Origin of the sequence: Nitrobacter sp. TKz-YC01, from assembly GCF_047824785.1 — a bacterium.
In the GTDB taxonomy this organism is placed as follows: domain Bacteria; phylum Pseudomonadota; class Alphaproteobacteria; order Rhizobiales; family Xanthobacteraceae; genus Nitrobacter.
Map to the genome: position 1 here is coordinate 2,707,190 of NZ_CP181167.1, position 15,168 is coordinate 2,722,357.

The following is a 15,168-nucleotide window of genomic DNA, read 5'->3' on the forward strand; positions in this document are numbered from 1 at the left end:
ACGATTCCGCCAGCGTTCAAGATCGGGTCGGTTATGGAAAACCGCCGAAACATAACCAATGGCAGAAAGGGGTGTCAGGTAATCGTGCCGGTCGCAAAAACGGCAGCAAGAACAAGCGCACCATCATCATTGAACTGATGGAGCAAAGACTGGGCCGCAGAATCGACGACATCTCAAAGCTGTCGCGATACGAGGGAATGTTGCTCAAAGGCATTCAGAAGGCCCTGGGCGGCGACACAAAGGCGATGGCCTTTATTCTGCGCCGCTATGACGACGCGGAGAGCCTGCGATCGCGTGCCGAACTCACCCCGAGCGAACAGGACGAGATCGTCTACGCGACTCTCGTCGAAAAGATCAAACGCGAACTCTCGGAGACAAAGCAATGAGCACATTCAAACTCGAGGATCTCGATGCGGCCCTCCGCCTGCGTTTCGATATGTTCCTAATGATGGTCCACTACACGGTCAATCCCGGCAAACCCTATCTCGATAACTGGCACATCGATGCCATGGTTTTTAGAGCCAACGAGATCATGCGCGGAAACGTCAAGCGATTGATCGTGAACGTGCCACCGCGCAATCTTAAAACACTCACCTTCAACGTCGCACTTTCGGCATTTATGTTGGGACACGATCCGCGTCTTCGGACCTTCTGCATCAGCTATGGCGAAAGGCTGGCGGAAGACTACGCGGCGCTCTTCCGAAAGGTAATCGAATCCGATTGGTATCAACGGATTTTTTTCTGCCATGCGGATTCGACGAGTGGCGGATCACGAGTTCTTCACCACGCAAGGAGGTTTCCGCCGCTGGACTTCGATTTACGGCGCCATCACGGGCATGGGCGGTGATGTCTTCATCATCGATGACCCCCTCAAACCCGAAGATGCAATGTCTGATGTCAAACGAACCGCTGTTAATCACTGGTTCGGCGGAACGCTTTTGTCGCGCCTCGATAACAAGGACAAAGGCATTATCCTTGTCGCCATGCAACGATTGCACCTCGACGATTTGACGGGATATTTGCTGCGTGAAACGGCCGGTTGGGATCACCTCGAACTACCAGCAATCGCGATCACGCCCTAAGAAACTCCGATTGGGAAAGGTCGCTCTTACGCGCGTAAAATCGGAGAGGTACTATACCCCGCCTTCGAATCTGAAGCCGCACTGAAATTGCAGCGGGACTCAATGGGACCGGTTCAGTTCTCGGCCCAGTATCAGCAACAGCCAGTCCAGATCGAAGGCGCGCTTTTGGATCCAGAGTGGTTTTGCTACTACGACGAACTTCCAGAGCATACTGAGAAATCCTTTATCATTCAAGGTTGGGACACAGCTTCCAAAGATGGACTTACGAATTCATATAGCGTATGCACAACCTGGCTCATCCAGAATGGTAATTTCTACCTCAAGCATATTTGCCGACTGAAACTGAACTTCCCTGCTCTGCGGGACATGGCGCTCTCGCTCGCAGCCGAGCACAAACCTCGATACATTCTCATTAAGGGTGCATCAACGGGACCAGCGCTCGCGGCCGAACTGGACACAGTTCGACCGGCCACGATTCAATTGATCAAACCGGATCAGGACAAGCGTGTTCGCTTGTTCACCCAGCAAGCCATGTTCACCGCTGGCCGCGTCTGGTTTCCACGACAGGCTCCTTGGCTGAAAGTCTTTCTCGAAGAGATTCTCAGCTTTCCCGAAAGCCCCTACTCGGATCAGGTGGACAGTTTGAGCCAAGCGTTAGCTTTCAAGGATGGCTATGACCCTGGGGTGATCGCCGACGTCCTTTCAGGGACCACCGATTCATATATGCTCCGATATGCGATGGCACACAGATGGTAGTGAGACGGCCTTGGGCTGACGCTACGAGATATTGACGCCACAAGCACCTTGATACCGTGGTCATTCAAGGCATCGACACTGCGACAAAAGCAGACCCACTCAAGCGCTAGCTTATGAGATCACCAGTTATGACACCTCGATGAGGTGGGCGAGATATCTCTGACGTAATGAGCTCGCGGACATCGTCCGCGAGCCTCATCTATCTTATCTATCGAGAACCTCGGCTAGTCAGCTCAGACCGAGTTGTATTTTGGAAACGTGCGCTGCAGCCGCTCGATGGTTGTGCGCCATACCGGGACCTTGGGCGCGCAGACCGTGTTGCAGTTGCCGAACAAGCCCGGCTCGTCGATGGCGTTGTCTTCTGGCACAGTCTCGGCCCGCTCATGGGGACAAAGTGTAATGTCAGCGCACTTATGAGACATCCGCCCCTGGATTATAGCCGTTCGCGGAGGATCTCGTAAGGTGCTTTTCCGTTGAATGCTTCGGGATAGTTGTCCCGCCCAATCTGGTCGCACTCATTGGTGAATGTCTCATGGCCAACCGGCCCGGGCAGGATGTCTAGTCGGGCGTGCGGGATGTATTCGGCTGCAAATTCGGCGTTCTCCTTCGGCGGTGTCGTGGTGTCGCCGGCACCGACAATGATGTAGGCCGGGATGGCTATCCGGCGAAGGTCGGCCTCGTCCATGCCAAATCCCTGAATGTCGCCCGGAGCCATGGCAAAGGCCGCCCTGACCCGCCCGTCGCGCAAGTCACGCGCGGACTCAGCGTCGACCTGCATTTGCTCGCGCAAATAGGCCGGCAGTGACTCGTTCTCTTTCCATCGTCGCTGATACGCGAGAAACAGGTCGGGATTGACGGTCGCGCCGCCGATCCACAGTGTCGTGAAGCCGCCTTGCGAATGTCCCGCGATGCCGATCCGATCGGGGTCGATGTGCAGTCCCCAAACCTTGTCCTGCAGCAGGTGAGTGATGTCGAGACTGATGTCGCGTGGCCGCTGCCAGATTCTGTTGCGAAGGTACAGCGCGCTCGAATCGAACGTATTGGCCCGGTAGTGATAGACCATGGCGACGAAATATCCGTGCGAAGCCAGATACTCGCCGAACCAAGCGTAGCCTGAGCCGTTGCCGCCGGCCCCGTGCGAGAACACGACCAGCGGATGCTTGAGTCCGTCGGTCGCAACCGGGGCATCCTTATGGAGATGCAGGTTGTCGGACAGGAATACCTTGAACGGCCGGGCGCCTTCATCCGGCGCGGCCGGATAGATCAGCATATATAGTTCAGCTTCCTGCCGTCATCGGCCACATATTCAACCTGTGTCATGCCGACTGGATACCGCGCGGTTGGAAGGGCGCCTTGCGCCAGACCGTGCGCGGGCCAAGCCACAAGGCCACAGCAGGTCGCAAGCCCCCAACACACGATAACGAGCCATGCCGCGACACCAACGGGAAAGCTGATGAAGCGATTTCGCTTCGCGCAATCGGATCGCATATCGCGGCTCTCGTTGAAAGGGCGCCTATTTGTGACGTCGCCGCACTGAACGTCATCAGCGACTTGGCTCATGCGTTACCCGTGTTCAAACCGTGATGTGGCCAAAGTCTTTTATCTGGAGAGACTGGGATCCGATCGCGCCATACTCAAGCGTCTCGCGCTCCTCGTCCGCCACCTCGGGCTCGGGGCGCTGGATCAAGACATTGCGTCGCACCCGAACGGCGGGTCTCAGGCGGGCAACGGTACCAAGGGGCTGCCGAACATCGGATCAGCTTCCTTGGAGGCAAGGGCCTTGCCCAGGTCGATGCCTAGCGCCTTGGCCACGCCAGCGCCGTAGGCTGGATCGGCCGCATTGCAGTTGCGGATGTGGCGGAACTTAATGAACTCCGGCGCGTCACCCATGGCGCGGGCGGTGTTGCCGAACAGGGCTTCCTGCTGTGCCGGCGTCATCAGCCGGAACAGCTTGCCAGGCTGCTCGAAGTAGTTCGTGTCATCCTGGTGATAGGACCAGAACCTGGCATCGCCGTTGATCTTCAACGGCGGTTCGGCAAACTCAGGTTGACCCTGCCACTGGCCGAAGCTGTTGGGCTCGTAGTGCGGCAGACCGCCGTAATTGCCATCGACCCGGCCGGTGCCGTCGCGATGGTTGCTATGCACCGGACAACGGGCTTTGTTCACCGGAATCTGATGGTAGTTGGCGCCCAGGCGGTAACGCTGCGCATCGGCATAGTTGAACAGGCGCGACTGCAGCATGCGGTCGGGGCTGGCTCCGATGCCGGGTACCAGGTTGCCAGGCGCGAAGGCGGCTTGCTCCACGTCGGCGAAGAAATTCTCCGGATTCCTGTTCAACTCGAACTCGCCCACCTCGATCAGCGGGTAGTCTCCCTTGTACCAGACCTTGGTCAGGTCGAACGGGTGCAGGCGATACTGCTCGGCGGCGGTCTCGGGCATCACCTGGACGTACATCTTCCACTTGGGGAAGTCGCCGCGCTCGATGGCATCGTACAGGTCGCGCTGATGGCTTTCACGATCCCTGCCGACAAGGGCCTCGGCCTCGGCGTCGGTCAGGTTCTTGATACCCTGCTGGGTGCGGAAGTGCATCTTGACCCAGAAGCGCTCGCCGTCCTTGTTCCAAAAGCTGTAAGTGTGCGAGCTGAAGCCGTGCATGTGACGGTAGCTTGCGGGAATACCGCGGTCGCTCATCACGACGGTGACCTGGTGCAGCGCCTCGGGAACCAGCGTCCACCAGTCCCAGTTGTTGGTGGCCGAGCGCAGGTTGGTGCGGGGGTCTCGCTTGACGGCCTTGTTCAGGTCGGGAAACTGGCGTGAATCGCGGATGAAGAACACCGGCGTGTTATTGCCGACCATGTCCCAGTTGCCCTCCTCGGTGTAGAATTTGAGGGCGAATCCGCGGATGTCGCGCTCGGCGTCGGCAGCGCCGCGCTCGCCGGCCACCGTGGTGAAGCGAGCGAACATCTCGGTCTTCTTGCCAACTTCACTGAATATCCGCGCGCGGGTGTATTTGGCGATGTCCCCTGTCACTGTGAAGGTGCCGAAGGCGCCAGAACCCTTGGCGTGCATGCGTCGCTCAGGGACGACTTCCCGCACGAAATTGGCCAGCTTTTCGTTGAGCCACACGTCCTGCGCGAGCAGAGGGCCGCGCGGACCGACAGTCAGGCTGTCGCGGTTGGTGACAACGGGCGCGCCAAAATCCGTGGTCAGATGGGTCACAGGGCAACGCTTGGTGTCATCTTTTTCCATCACGGACTCCTCTCGAGAAATCGCCAGCGGTGCGCAGATTGGCCGCTGGCGGTGGATTGGCGGCTCGCAAGAAAAGCATGATACGCGTCAAGAGCATCACGTCCAACACTCTTGCACGAGATTGGGCTTTCCTCAGGAGTAGCGATCTGACAAGCTACCCCCCCATATCTGACGAGCATGAGGCCGCTAATGGTCAGGTCGGATCACAAGCCTGATACAATCTCCGGATACGAAGGATTTCAGTCTCTCCATGCCGGTGATTGGAGGCGACGAAAATCACTGATGTCGATCGCAGCGGCATCAGAATCAAATCATCTCAGGGCAACTGCAGCGGCCCAACATGTGCTCATAATCGGGCCCTTCAGAGCAGCTGAGGAGATGGAGAGAGAACGACCGGCCGCTTCCCCGGCTCAAAAAAGTGAGTGCAAAAACGGGCTCGGTCCGTGAACGTCTGCTTTCAGGTGGGACGAAATCACCTTGGGCCGGCCGAGATGGGCCGGAAGCTGTCTTCGCCCCGCGCTATTCAAACTTCATCGCCGCAACGGACCGCCTTCCGCACTACGCCGACGTAGTCCGGGCGGCTCCTGCGTCATCGACGGCGAAAGATGGCGGAAAATGGCGCGCCATGCGCGACCATGATCCGGAGGCCTGAGCCGACGCGGTCGAGGTCGATCGCACCTTCCGCACGAGCCTGCGCGTTATCCGCGGCGAGGTCTATCTGCACCGCTCGGCGGTCCCGCTCGACGAGGCGGACCTGACGACGCAGGCGGATCACAGACAATTCAACAGGTGCAAATCCTACGTACGAGATGTGGGTAATTGAAAGCCTCACCGGAGGCATACTATGGTCCGATACCCCCTGTAGTCGCTAAATCTGAGGGCTGACTAATAAGCGCTTCCCAGAATGAGGAAGGGAACAGCTTATGAGCTCAGCAAGAAGCCATCAGCGGGGCGCAAGCTGACTGATCAATTCATTGGTGAAGGCTGGTATGGCGGTTCCGGCTGCGAAGTCGAACGCGTTGATCGAGACGAAGACGCCGACACCGCGCGCTGGCGAGAAAGCGATATAAGACAGGGTGCCCTGTCGCCCACCCGCCTTCTGCAGGATGAGCGGGCGCGCACCCGCCGGGTTCATCACAACCCAACCGAGGCCCATCGCATCCATATGGCCGGATTCATCGAGTCCCGAGACCGGATCAAGGCCGTCTCGCACTCGATAAGTAGCGTGGTCGAGGGTGCGCATCTCGGCATCGTCGCGTCCGAAACGGTCGAGATGCCACTTTAGCCAGCGCACCATGTCGTTCGGGGTAGAGAACAAGCCGCTCGCGGCGGCCTGCATGTCGCTGACCTCGGTCAGTGGATAGGCCTTGCCATCCGGTCCATGGCCCTGGAACAGGCGCGCCTTCTGCGTATCACTCAGTCGGACGGTGGTATCCTTCAGCCCGGCCGGGGCAAAGATTCTCTCCTGAAGCAGTTGGGCATATGGTTTGCCAGTTGAATTGGAGAGCGCCTCGCCGAGCAGATCGAAGGCGTAGTTGGAGTAGTGAAACCCCGTGCCCGGAGCGAAGAGAAGCTCCTGATCTTTTAGGGCAGCCTTGTACAGTTCGCGCGAGACTAAATCCGGGTGCGCCGGATCGCGTTCAAGCGCAACCTCACGGGGCAGGCCGGAACCATGGGTGGCGAGGTCGAGCAACGTGATTTCGCGGCCGTCCTTCTTTGGTACCATGACATTCCGCCAGCCCAGCCGATCCTGCAGGCGATCGCTCAGCCTGACGGTGCCGTCGGCGGCGAGGCTGGCGAGAGCCTGTCCGGCGAAGGCCTTTGAGATGGAGCCTACGCGGATCACGGTATCGCCGTCCGGCTCGCTGGCACCATCGGCTCGCTCGCCGTAGCCAACGACGATGCTCTCGCCATTGCGCACCACGGCAAGCACCATGCCAGGGACCTTCATCTGCATGAACGCAATCTGCCCCTGGAAGCTGATCATGTCCTTCAGGAGCGCGTCATCCGCAAATGCTGGCGCTGTCACGGACAGGCAGATAGCCAACGACACCAAGGCCGCCTGAACCACCTTCACTATGCCGACCTCCGATGCCACGCTGGGAGTTCCACAGTGCGTCGCGAACTTCAAGAATGAAAGGCGGTTTCCTGTCGCGGGGGGCCACCTTTTGGCTTATTGGCGGACCGCTGAGAATCGCCGGGATCAAATTAGACCCGGAACTGGCTCCTTGAAATCGGCGAAATGACTTATTTTTCGACGGAAACTGTGGATTCTTTGACCATCCGTACGCACGAAAAACTGTGAATGCGGTTACGCCCCGCCGCGTTCGCGTTTCCACTTCGGCGAATCGATGGAAAGCAGAAGTCCCTCTTGATTGCGCACGAACGCAACGCCCAAAATGGCGATTGTCGCCCTGAACACGCGCCGCCCCACCTACACAGAACGGTGAGGAGTGGTTTAATCGAAAAGGCCGCCCCTGACACGCCACACTGTTGAAAATCGACGCCAGCGGGCTAGGCAAATCGATATTTTGCAGCGACGTTGCGAAGCCTTTCAAATGAGGAAAGGCGATCGAATGTCTATCATTCCCGACAACAAAATAGACTACAGCTATTTCGGACCCGGAGCCAAACGGCGACAGCGCGAACGCGAGGCCGACTCCCGTCGCCATGCAAAATATAAAGACGAGAAGAAGACCAAGACTGAACGAACATGGATCGATAAGACCGAACGACAAAAGACTGAGACTGCCCAAAACGATCCCATGCGAACAATCAGGGACACGAGATCACGAGTGATGATCCTCGCCTTGAAGTACCCGACCTTCGAAGACGCGTATGAACATCATGAGGATGAAATCGGGAGTCACCTGTCACGCGTCACAGTCTCGAATCTCTATCGTGAAGGCAAGCGCATGTTGAAGCTGTTCGATAGACTAGGTGTTTAGTCCCAAGCTTTGATGGAGCATCCTTATCGCACGATTCGAAGGAAGCGCTATGGGACAAGTTTTACACGGCTGCGCCACGACGACTGAGGTGGTGCCGGTTTCTGAGACAGGGGCATAAGGTGGATCGCCCGATGAAAAGGACGATCCGGTATGAAGACACGCAGACGATTTACGGCTGAGTTCAAGGCCAAGGTTGCGCTTGAGGCGATCCGTGGCGAGCGGACGATTTCGGAACTGGCGACAAAGCACCAGCTTCATCCGAACCAGATTACGCAGTGGAAACGGCAGGCCATCGAGAACCTGGCCAAGACGTTCGACGACAAGGCTGCTGATGCGCAGGTCGGCCGGGAAGCCGAGGTGACCAAGCTGCACGCCAAGATTGGCCAGCTTGTCGTTGAGCGGGATTTTTTGGCCAAGGCCTTCGATCGCTGAGCCTGGATCGGAGGAGAATGATGATTGACCCCGATCACAACCGGCTCTCGATCCGCCGCCAGTGCGAACTGGTCTCGATCTCGCGGGCGTCGTTCTACCGACAGCCCGCCGGCGAGACGCCCGAGAACCTCGAACTGATGCGCACCATCGACGAGGCCTTCATGGAGACGCCCTGGTATGGCTCCCGGCAGATGGCCCGGCATCTGCGGCGTCAGGGCTGGTGCGTGGGTCGCAAGCGGGTCCGGCGGCTGATGCGCAAGATCGGTCTGTCGCCGATCTACCAGGCGCCGAGAACCAGCGAGCCGCATCCGCAGCATCGCATCTATCCCTACCTGCTGCGGCACCTGGCGATCGAGCGGCCGGATCACGTTTGGTGTGCCGATGTGACCTATATCCCGATGCGGCGCGGCTTCCTTTACCTCGTGGCCATCATGGACTGGTTCAGCCGCAAGGTCCTGGCCTGGCGGTTGTCGAACACGATGGATGCCGACTTCTGTGTTGCCGCTCTCGAAGAGGCGATCGCCTGCCATGGCAGGCCCGACATCTTCAACACCGACCAAGGCTCGCAGTTCACTAGCTTCGCCTTCACGACGACGCTGAAGGATGCCGGCATCCGCATCTCCATGGACGGGCGCGGCCGCTGGATGGACAACGTCTTCATCGAACGACTGTGGCGCAGCCTCAAATATGAGTGCGTCTTCCTCAGCACATTCGAAACGGGAAGCCAAGCCCGCTGCGGCATCGGCTCCTGGATAGACTATTACAACCGGCGACGCCCGCACTCGACCTTCGCCGGCAGGACGCCCGACGAAGTCCATGCTATGGCGGAAATGACGGAGCAATTGGCGGCGTAGAAACGAACCCGATCCACCTTAGCCAGGCCGCCAAACTGTCTCACCAAGCGGGTCCACCTCAATCACGAGGGCGCGAACGTTGCCGGTCGAAGCGATGGTCGCTTCCAATTCGTTCATGCGATCCAACCGATCGATCACGTCGAATTCCCCACCGTTTTGACGACCTATGATTCTGACACGCTTCATGTCAGCCCCAGCGGCTTCCATTCGTGGCTTTATCATGAGGCCGGGATCGTCCTCCTTGCTTAGGACTATGATCTTGCCTCTCGGGACTCGATGCTGAGGGACATCGCCGAATTGCGGCATGGGTTGGCCAGTCGTGACGCGAGCGAAGATGTCGTAGATGAATGAAGACTTGCCTGCCTCGCCGTCACCGGCAACCGTCGTGATGAGGCCGCGCGGAATGAATGGCGGAAACAGCCACCTGATCTTGCGCGTTTCGAACTCGCTGAGGGATTTAGCGATTAAAGGTTGGTCCATAATCGATCTCCATTGCTCGGAGACCGATATGCGGCGCATCGCGCAGCCTCCGAGCGACGGGTTAAAGTCGTCGGAACCACCCTCGATGCGCCGAGGAGTTAGGCAGTCAGAGGTGCCATCTGACTGCTAGGCGATCGCCATGTGAGCCGGACTGAGTTAGCGAGTCAATGGGTTCGAAAGCAACAGATTGAACCCTTGCTCCGAACCGCCACATAGGATAGGTAGGTATCCTATGTCGCACCTACTGTCTGATAAAACTGGACTTCTCGCACGCGTTCGGCGGATTGCTGGACAGTTGACCGCAATCGAGCGAGCGATTGCCGAAGATGCTGACTGCTCAAAAATCCTGCATCAGGTTGCCGGTGCTCGGGGTGCCATCAACGGATTAGTAGACGAGCTAATCGAGGCTCACGCGCGCGAGCATGTTGCACATCCCGATTTGACCGACGAAGCCCGCGCAGCTGGTGTGGAAGAGCTCATTGCCGCCATTCGCCGTTACTCCAAATAGGAGCGTTTCGATGAGTGCAGATCAAGAAATCGAGGCCATGACTCACGAGCATGTTTTTCTCGGCGACCATCACGATGAAAACGCCCGCCGCACGCTTTGGGTCGTCGTCCTCACTGCTCTAATGATGGTCGGCGAGATCATTGCTGGCTCAATTTTCAATTCGATGGCGCTCCTCGCCGACGGCTTTCATATGGCAACACATGCGGGCGCTTTGACCGTCACGGCAGCCGCATATGCCTTTGCTAAGCGAAATGCGCGAAATCGCCGGTTCACTTTCGGAACAGGAAAGGTAGGGGACCTTGCCGGCTTTGCTTCTGCGCTCGTCTTAGCATTGATAGCCCTTGGCCTTGGCGTAGAGTCCGTTGTCAGGCTTCTTGAGCCTCGGCCAGTGGCCTTTACCGAAGCTACATTTGTGGCCGTGCTTGGGCTTTTCGTGAATATCGCCAGCGCCTTGTTACTTAGCGGAGGGCATCACCACGGTGCGAGCCATCATCATGACCATGACGAGCAGCATCACATTCACGATAATAATCTGCGCTCCGCCTATTTGCATGTCCTCGCCGACGCTCTGACGTCTGTGCTTGCGATAGCCGCTTTGCTCGCGGGCCGCTATTTCGGCTGGATTTGGCTTGATCCGATCATGGGAATTGTGGGCGGCATTGTAATTGCCGTGTGGTCCTGGAATTTGCTTGGCACCACTGCTGGTGTGTTGCTGGACACATCGGATGTCGCTTTAGAGAAAGAAGTGCGTCAGGAAGTCGAAGGGCCGGGTGATGCGAGAATTACCGATCTGCACATATGGCGCATCGGCCCTAGTGCTCACGCCGCAATCGTCAGCGTGACTGGCCCCGTTGACACTGCAACTGTGCGGGCTCGTCTCTCGCCCATACATGAGCTCGCTCACATCACGGTTGAAGCGCAATAGTAGTCTGGGACAAACAGTAACTATCGGGGTTTTTGGACCGCACCTTTACCGCACTTTTGGGTGTCGCGCGTTCTAGCGAAAATCAGCTAAATCATTGATTTTATTGGTGGCGGACGCAGTCAGATGCGAACGAGTCTCCGCAACGCAATTCCCTGCTATCAGGGAAATAACAGGGAATTTTACGAAATCGCTGCTGCCGGAAGCTGTTTTGCCGTAAGCGTCCATTTCTCGCACCCTTGTTCGATCGTTAGCGACCCCGATCTGTTCCTGTCTTCAATTTGAAGATGGAGAGAACAGCATGACGAGCGAACATCGAGGGTGGAGACGTCAAGGCGAGGATTTTTGGCGGGCGCATCACGAGGCCTGGAAGCGTAGCGACTTGAATCAACGTCAATATTGTGAAGCGCAAGGCATTCCGCTCAAGGCGTTTGGCAACTGGCGATCGTTGTTTAAAGTGGAGCCACAGCCGCCCAAGCGGAAGCTGTTGTATCGACGACGCCCCTTAAGTCCTCCCCTTAGTCCGCCGTTAAGTCCCCTCGTAAGTCCGGGGTCTTATCCCTCCTCGGCGGCAGCGGAGCCCATTGTTCCAAGACCACGTGAAGGGCATCGGCGACGGTTCAGCGAAGCCGACAAGCGTTGGATTCTTGAAGAGATGATACGGTCCGGTGCGAGCGGCAGCGAGATCTCGCGCCGCTACGGCATCGCTCCGCGCGTTCTGCGCCGATGGAAGCAGGACGTTGCCGCAGCGAAAGAGCTGGGCTTCGTCACTGTGCAGATCGCCGACGGAGCGACACCTGCGGCCGAGAGGGCCATGCCATGACGGCCTTGCTTCCTCCAAACGTAAAGGTGCACCTGGCTCTGGGCTACATCGATATGCGCAAAGGCATCGACGGTCTCGCGATGCTGGTGCAAGGCGTCCTGCACCAGGATCCATTTACCGGACATCTTTTTGTCTTCCGAGGTCGCACCAGGGCCAACCTTATCAAGATCATCTACTGGGATGGCACCGGCTTCTGCCTGTTCACAAAACGGCTCGAGCACGGCGTCTTTCTGTGGCCACCGAGCATTGCGCCTGGCGAAACGCTGTCGTTGACCTCGGCACAGCTATTGCTGCTGATCGAAGGTGTCGATTGGCGCGCGCCGGAGCAACGCTGGCGTCCGGCAATTGCCGGATGATCTGCGACCGATTGACTCGATGATGCAAGAAATGCGGCGAGAACGGTGCGAGTCAGTTAGATTCTTCTCGTATGAACGTCGATCTCGCCGCACTGCCCGACGACGTGGAGACGCTGCAAAAGCTGGTGCGTTCGCTTGTAGCCGAGCGCGTCAGCCTCAGCGAGGCGAAGGCCGAGATCGAACGGCTCAATCTCATCATCAAGAGGCTGCAGCGCAACCAGTACGGCCGCCGGGCTGAGCGGCTCGATGACGAGCAGTTGCAACTCGGCTTCGAAGACCTCAACGCCGATCTTGCGCACGTCGAAACTAGCCTTCCGCCTCCGCCAGCCGAGAGCCGTCCCCCGAGGCCCCAAAGCGAGCGCCCGAGCCTGCCGGTGCACTTGCCCCGCGAGGATGTCAGGCTCGATGTTGAGCATCAAACCTGCCCGTGTTGCGGCGGCATACTGCACCTGATCGGCGAAACGACGAGCGAGATGCTCGACCATGTACCGGCGCGGCTGCGGGTCATCCGAATCTGCCGGCCGCGCTATGGCTGTCGGGCCTGCGGGACTATCCATCAAGCGCCAGCACCAGAGCGGCCGATCGCCAAAGGGCTGGCCTCCCCGGCTCTGCTCTCCCATGTTCTGGTCTCCAAATACTGCGATCACCTCCCGCTTTACAGGCAGAGCCAGATCTTCGCCCGGCAGGGCGTCACGTTGGACCGCTCGACCTTACGTGATCGAGGCCGCCATCCGCGGCCAGACCGCGGAAGCACGGCAAAGCATGCGTCGATCAAAGTCGTTGCCTCTGGTCACGGCGATGAAAGCATGGCTCGAAATGCAACTCGCCCAAATCCCGCCGCGCGGCGGGCTCGCCGATGCCACTCGCTATGCCCTAAGCCGCTGGGATGCTCTTTGCTGCTTCCTCAATGACGGCCGCATCGAGCTCGACACCAACACCGTCGAACGCGCCATTCGTCCGGTCACGCTCGGACGAAAGAACCACCTGTTCGCCGGATCAGATGGCGGGGCTCAGCGCTGGGCCACAGTCTGCTCCCTCATCACCACGGCAAAGCTAAATGACGTCGAGCCCTTCACCTATCTCAAGGACATCCTTGAACGCATGTCGGCAGGTCATCCCATGAGCCGGCTCGATCAGCTCTTGCCATGGAACTGGCGCCCGGCAACTATCCTCAACTAAGATGACGTGTCAGGAATAGACGCTTACGTTTTGCCCGGGTAGCCGAGCGCGTCAGCCTCAGCGAGGCGAAGGCCGAGATCGAACGGCTCAATCTCATCATCAAGAGGCTGCAGCGCAACCAGTACGGCCGCCGGGCTGAGCGGCTCGATGACGAGCAGTTGCAACTCGGCTTCGAAGACCTCAACGCCGATCTTGCGCACGTCGAAACTAGCCTTCCGCCTCCGCCAGCCGAGAGCCGTCCCCCGAGGCCCCAAAGCGAGCGCCCGAGCCTGCCGGTGCACTTGCCCCGCGAGGATGTCAGGCTCGATGTTGAGCATCAAACCTGCCCGTGTTGCGGCGGCATACTGCACCTGATCGGCGAAACGACGAGCGAGATGCTCGACCATGTACCGGCGCGGCTGCGGGTCATCCGAATCTGCCGGCCGCGCTATGGCTGTCGGGCCTGCGGGACTATCCATCAAGCGCCAGCACCAGAGCGGCCGATCGCCAAAGGGCTGGCCTCCCCGGCTCTGCTCTCCCATGTTCTGGTCTCCAAATACTGCGATCACCTCCCGCTTTACAGGCAGAGCCAGATCTTCGCCCGGCAGGGCGTCACGTTGGACCGCTCGACCTTGGCGAACTGGATCGGCGGCGCCTGCTGGTGGCTGGAGCCCCTTCAATCCAAGCTCGCTGAACACATCTTTGCATCGCAGAAACTGTTCGCCGACGACACGCCTATCCCGGTACTCGATCCCGGCCGCGGCCGCACCAAAACTGGCCGGTTGTGGGTGTACGCCCGCGATGACCGGCCTTGGAACGGACCGGATCCGCCAGCCGCGGTCTATCTCTACAGTCCGGATCGCAAGGCTGAGCGTCCCGCTGCTCATCTGGCCAACTTCAGCGGCATCGTTCAGGTCGACGGTTATCCCGGGTTCGATCGGCTTCGCGACGGCGGCACCATCCAGCTCGCAGCTTGTTGGGCTCACGCCAGGCGGAAGTTCTACGAGGTGCAGCAGGCGACCGCCTCGCCTGTCGCGACCGAAGCGCTGCGACGCGTCGCCGAGCTTTACGTGATCGAGGCCGCCATCCGCGGCCAGACCGCGGAAGCACGGCAAAGCATGCGTCGATCAAAGTCGTTGCCTCTGGTCACGGCGATGAAAGCATGGCTCGAAATGCAACTCGCCCAAATCCCGCCGCGCGGCGGGCTCGCCGATGCCACTCGCTATGCCCTAAGCCGCTGGGATGCTCTTTGCTGCTTCCTCAATGACGGCCGCATCGAGCTCGACACCAACACCGTCGAACGCGCCATTCGTCCGGTCACGCTCGGACGAAAGAACCACCTGTTCGCCGGATCAGATGGCGGGGCTCAGCGCTGGGCCACAGTCTGCTCCCTCATCACCACGGCAAAGCTAAATGACGTCGAGCCCTTCACCTATCTCAAGGACATCCTTGAACGCATGTCGGCAGGTCATCCCATGAGCCGGCTCGATCAGCTCTTGCCATGGAACTGGCGCCCGGCAACTATCCTCAACTAAGATGACGTGTCAGGAATAGACGCTTACGAATTCGTACGCATCCATTTCTCGCATATGTGGAGCAC

General features: G+C 58.8%; 17 protein-coding genes and 3 pseudogenes. 13 read left to right on the plus strand and 7 right to left on the minus strand.

Annotated features, from left to right (window positions below; all coding sequences use genetic code 11):
- The first annotated feature begins 71 nt into the window (after window positions 1-71).
- The 4 genes from ACMYR2_RS12835 to terL all read left to right on the plus strand — a co-directional run bounded on the left by ACMYR2_RS12835 (window position 72) and on the right by terL (window position 1,838).
- A complete protein-coding gene (locus tag ACMYR2_RS12835; RefSeq protein WP_416193041.1) occupies window positions 72-386 on the plus strand; it encodes a DUF5681 domain-containing protein in 315 nt (104 codons plus the stop codon).
- Window positions 383-847 carry a hypothetical protein gene (locus tag ACMYR2_RS12840; protein WP_347265245.1) on the plus strand — a complete coding sequence of 155 codons (465 nt, stop codon included), beginning with the start codon at window positions 383-385 and terminating at the stop codon, window positions 845-847. The genes ACMYR2_RS12835 and ACMYR2_RS12840 overlap by 4 nt, the downstream gene beginning before the upstream one ends.
- Window positions 837-1,082, plus strand: coding sequence for a hypothetical protein (locus ACMYR2_RS12845; protein ID WP_347265244.1), 246 nt, complete (start codon window positions 837-839; stop codon window positions 1,080-1,082). Before ACMYR2_RS12840 ends, ACMYR2_RS12845 begins: the two co-directional genes overlap by 11 nt.
- A gap of 102 nt (window positions 1,083-1,184) precedes the next feature.
- A complete protein-coding gene (terL, locus tag ACMYR2_RS12850; protein WP_416193042.1) occupies window positions 1,185-1,838 on the plus strand; it encodes a phage terminase large subunit in 654 nt (217 codons plus the stop codon).
- Between the two features lie 233 nt (window positions 1,839-2,071).
- Here the strand turns inward: terL and ACMYR2_RS12855 are convergent, their stop codons facing one another.
- From ACMYR2_RS12855 to ampH, 5 genes are all read right to left on the minus strand, one after another.
- Window positions 2,072-2,206 carry a hypothetical protein gene (locus ACMYR2_RS12855; RefSeq protein ID WP_347265242.1) on the minus strand — a complete coding sequence of 45 codons (135 nt, stop codon included), beginning with the start codon at window positions 2,204-2,206 and terminating at the stop codon, window positions 2,072-2,074.
- A 65-nt stretch (window positions 2,207-2,271) separates the two neighbouring features.
- Window positions 2,272-3,108 (minus strand): hypothetical protein, encoded by an 837-nt coding sequence (locus tag ACMYR2_RS12860; RefSeq protein ID WP_347265241.1) that lies wholly within the window; start codon window positions 3,106-3,108, stop codon window positions 2,272-2,274.
- A 446-nt stretch (window positions 3,109-3,554) separates the two neighbouring features.
- Window positions 3,555-5,087, minus strand: coding sequence for a catalase (locus ACMYR2_RS12865; RefSeq protein ID WP_347265240.1), 1,533 nt, complete (start codon window positions 5,085-5,087; stop codon window positions 3,555-3,557).
- 589 nt (window positions 5,088-5,676) lie between these two features.
- Window positions 5,677-5,862 (minus strand): hypothetical protein, encoded by a 186-nt coding sequence (locus ACMYR2_RS12870; protein WP_416193043.1) that lies wholly within the window; start codon window positions 5,860-5,862, stop codon window positions 5,677-5,679.
- Window positions 5,863-6,030: 168 nt separating this feature from the next.
- Window positions 6,031-7,185, minus strand: a complete 1,155-nt coding sequence (ampH, locus tag ACMYR2_RS12875) for a D-alanyl-D-alanine-carboxypeptidase/endopeptidase AmpH (RefSeq protein WP_416193044.1) — start codon at window positions 7,183-7,185, stop codon at window positions 6,031-6,033.
- Between the two features lie 478 nt (window positions 7,186-7,663).
- Between ampH and ACMYR2_RS12880 the strand changes: the two genes are divergently transcribed.
- Window positions 7,664-8,035 (plus strand): hypothetical protein, encoded by a 372-nt coding sequence (locus ACMYR2_RS12880; RefSeq protein WP_416193045.1) that lies wholly within the window; start codon window positions 7,664-7,666, stop codon window positions 8,033-8,035.
- Window positions 8,036-8,185: 150 nt separating this feature from the next.
- Window positions 8,186-9,321 (plus strand): IS3 family transposase gene (locus ACMYR2_RS12885; protein ID WP_416192834.1). Its coding sequence is split into 2 segments (ribosomal slippage): window positions 8,186-8,456 and window positions 8,456-9,321, totalling 1,137 coding nucleotides; the frame shifts between segments, so codons are not numbered across the junction.
- A gap of 18 nt (window positions 9,322-9,339) precedes the next feature.
- Here the strand turns inward: ACMYR2_RS12885 and ACMYR2_RS12890 are convergent.
- Window positions 9,340-9,801, minus strand: coding sequence for an AAA family ATPase (locus tag ACMYR2_RS12890; protein WP_416193046.1), 462 nt, complete (start codon window positions 9,799-9,801; stop codon window positions 9,340-9,342).
- Between the two features lie 295 nt (window positions 9,802-10,096).
- Between ACMYR2_RS12890 and ACMYR2_RS12895 the strand changes: the two genes are divergently transcribed.
- Together ACMYR2_RS12895 and dmeF are read left to right on the plus strand one after the other, a co-directional pair.
- Complete coding sequence (locus ACMYR2_RS12895; RefSeq protein ID WP_416193047.1) at window positions 10,097-10,309, plus strand: metal/formaldehyde-sensitive transcriptional repressor; 213 nt, start codon at window positions 10,097-10,099, stop codon at window positions 10,307-10,309.
- A 10-nt stretch (window positions 10,310-10,319) separates the two neighbouring features.
- Entirely contained in the window at window positions 10,320-11,234 is a 915-nt protein-coding gene (dmeF, locus tag ACMYR2_RS12900) for a CDF family Co(II)/Ni(II) efflux transporter DmeF (RefSeq protein ID WP_416193048.1), read from the plus strand.
- Between the two features lie 72 nt (window positions 11,235-11,306).
- Here dmeF and ACMYR2_RS12905 read toward each other — a convergent pair whose 3' ends face one another.
- The gene (locus ACMYR2_RS12905) at window positions 11,307-11,459 is read right to left on the minus strand and encodes a hypothetical protein (RefSeq protein ID WP_416193049.1); all 153 of its coding nucleotides are present in this window, start codon (window positions 11,457-11,459) and stop codon (window positions 11,307-11,309) included.
- A 73-nt stretch (window positions 11,460-11,532) separates the two neighbouring features.
- Here ACMYR2_RS12905 and tnpA point away from each other — a divergent pair.
- The 5 genes and pseudogenes from tnpA to tnpC all read left to right on the plus strand — a co-directional run.
- Window positions 11,533-11,646 (plus strand): annotated as a pseudogene (tnpA, locus tag ACMYR2_RS12910) (IS66 family insertion sequence element accessory protein TnpA); the annotation flags it as partial.
- 240 nt (window positions 11,647-11,886) lie between these two features.
- The gene (locus ACMYR2_RS12915) at window positions 11,887-12,054 is read left to right on the plus strand and encodes a hypothetical protein (RefSeq protein ID WP_009798195.1); all 168 of its coding nucleotides are present in this window, start codon (window positions 11,887-11,889) and stop codon (window positions 12,052-12,054) included.
- Complete coding sequence (gene tnpB, locus ACMYR2_RS12920) at window positions 12,051-12,410, plus strand: IS66 family insertion sequence element accessory protein TnpB (RefSeq protein WP_416193050.1); 360 nt, start codon at window positions 12,051-12,053, stop codon at window positions 12,408-12,410. The genes ACMYR2_RS12915 and tnpB overlap by 4 nt, the downstream gene beginning before the upstream one ends.
- A 71-nt stretch (window positions 12,411-12,481) precedes the next feature.
- Window positions 12,482-13,589: pseudogene (locus ACMYR2_RS12925) on the plus strand (IS66 family transposase).
- A 47-nt stretch (window positions 13,590-13,636) separates the two neighbouring features.
- A pseudogene (tnpC, locus tag ACMYR2_RS12930) lies at window positions 13,637-15,103 on the plus strand (IS66 family transposase); the annotation flags it as partial.
- Between the last annotated feature and the right edge of the window lie 65 nt (window positions 15,104-15,168).

What these genes read in the sequence shown, in the direction of transcription:
- ACMYR2_RS12860 (WP_347265241.1), bottom strand. Translation starts at nt 3,108, where the DNA reads ATGCTGATCTATCCGGCCGCGCCGGATGAAGGCGCCCGGCCGTTCAAG.
- ACMYR2_RS12905 (WP_416193049.1), bottom strand. Translation starts at nt 11,459, where the DNA reads ATGGACGCTTACGGCAAAACAGCTTCCGGCAGCAGCGATTTCGTAAAA.
- ACMYR2_RS12890 (WP_416193046.1), bottom strand. Translation starts at nt 9,801, where the DNA reads ATGGACCAACCTTTAATCGCTAAATCCCTCAGCGAGTTCGAAACGCGC.
- tnpB (WP_416193050.1), top strand. Translation starts at nt 12,051, where the DNA reads ATGACGGCCTTGCTTCCTCCAAACGTAAAGGTGCACCTGGCTCTGGGC.
- ACMYR2_RS12915 (WP_009798195.1), top strand. Translation starts at nt 11,887, where the DNA reads ATGATACGGTCCGGTGCGAGCGGCAGCGAGATCTCGCGCCGCTACGGC.
- ACMYR2_RS12880 (WP_416193045.1), top strand. Translation starts at nt 7,664, where the DNA reads ATGTCTATCATTCCCGACAACAAAATAGACTACAGCTATTTCGGACCC.
- dmeF (WP_416193048.1), top strand. Translation starts at nt 10,320, where the DNA reads ATGAGTGCAGATCAAGAAATCGAGGCCATGACTCACGAGCATGTTTTT.
- ACMYR2_RS12845 (WP_347265244.1), top strand. Translation starts at nt 837, where the DNA reads ATGGGCGGTGATGTCTTCATCATCGATGACCCCCTCAAACCCGAAGAT.
- ACMYR2_RS12840 (WP_347265245.1), top strand. Translation starts at nt 383, where the DNA reads ATGAGCACATTCAAACTCGAGGATCTCGATGCGGCCCTCCGCCTGCGT.
- terL (WP_416193042.1), top strand. Translation starts at nt 1,185, where the DNA reads ATGGGACCGGTTCAGTTCTCGGCCCAGTATCAGCAACAGCCAGTCCAG.
- ACMYR2_RS12865 (WP_347265240.1), bottom strand. Translation starts at nt 5,087, where the DNA reads ATGGAAAAAGATGACACCAAGCGTTGCCCTGTGACCCATCTGACCACG.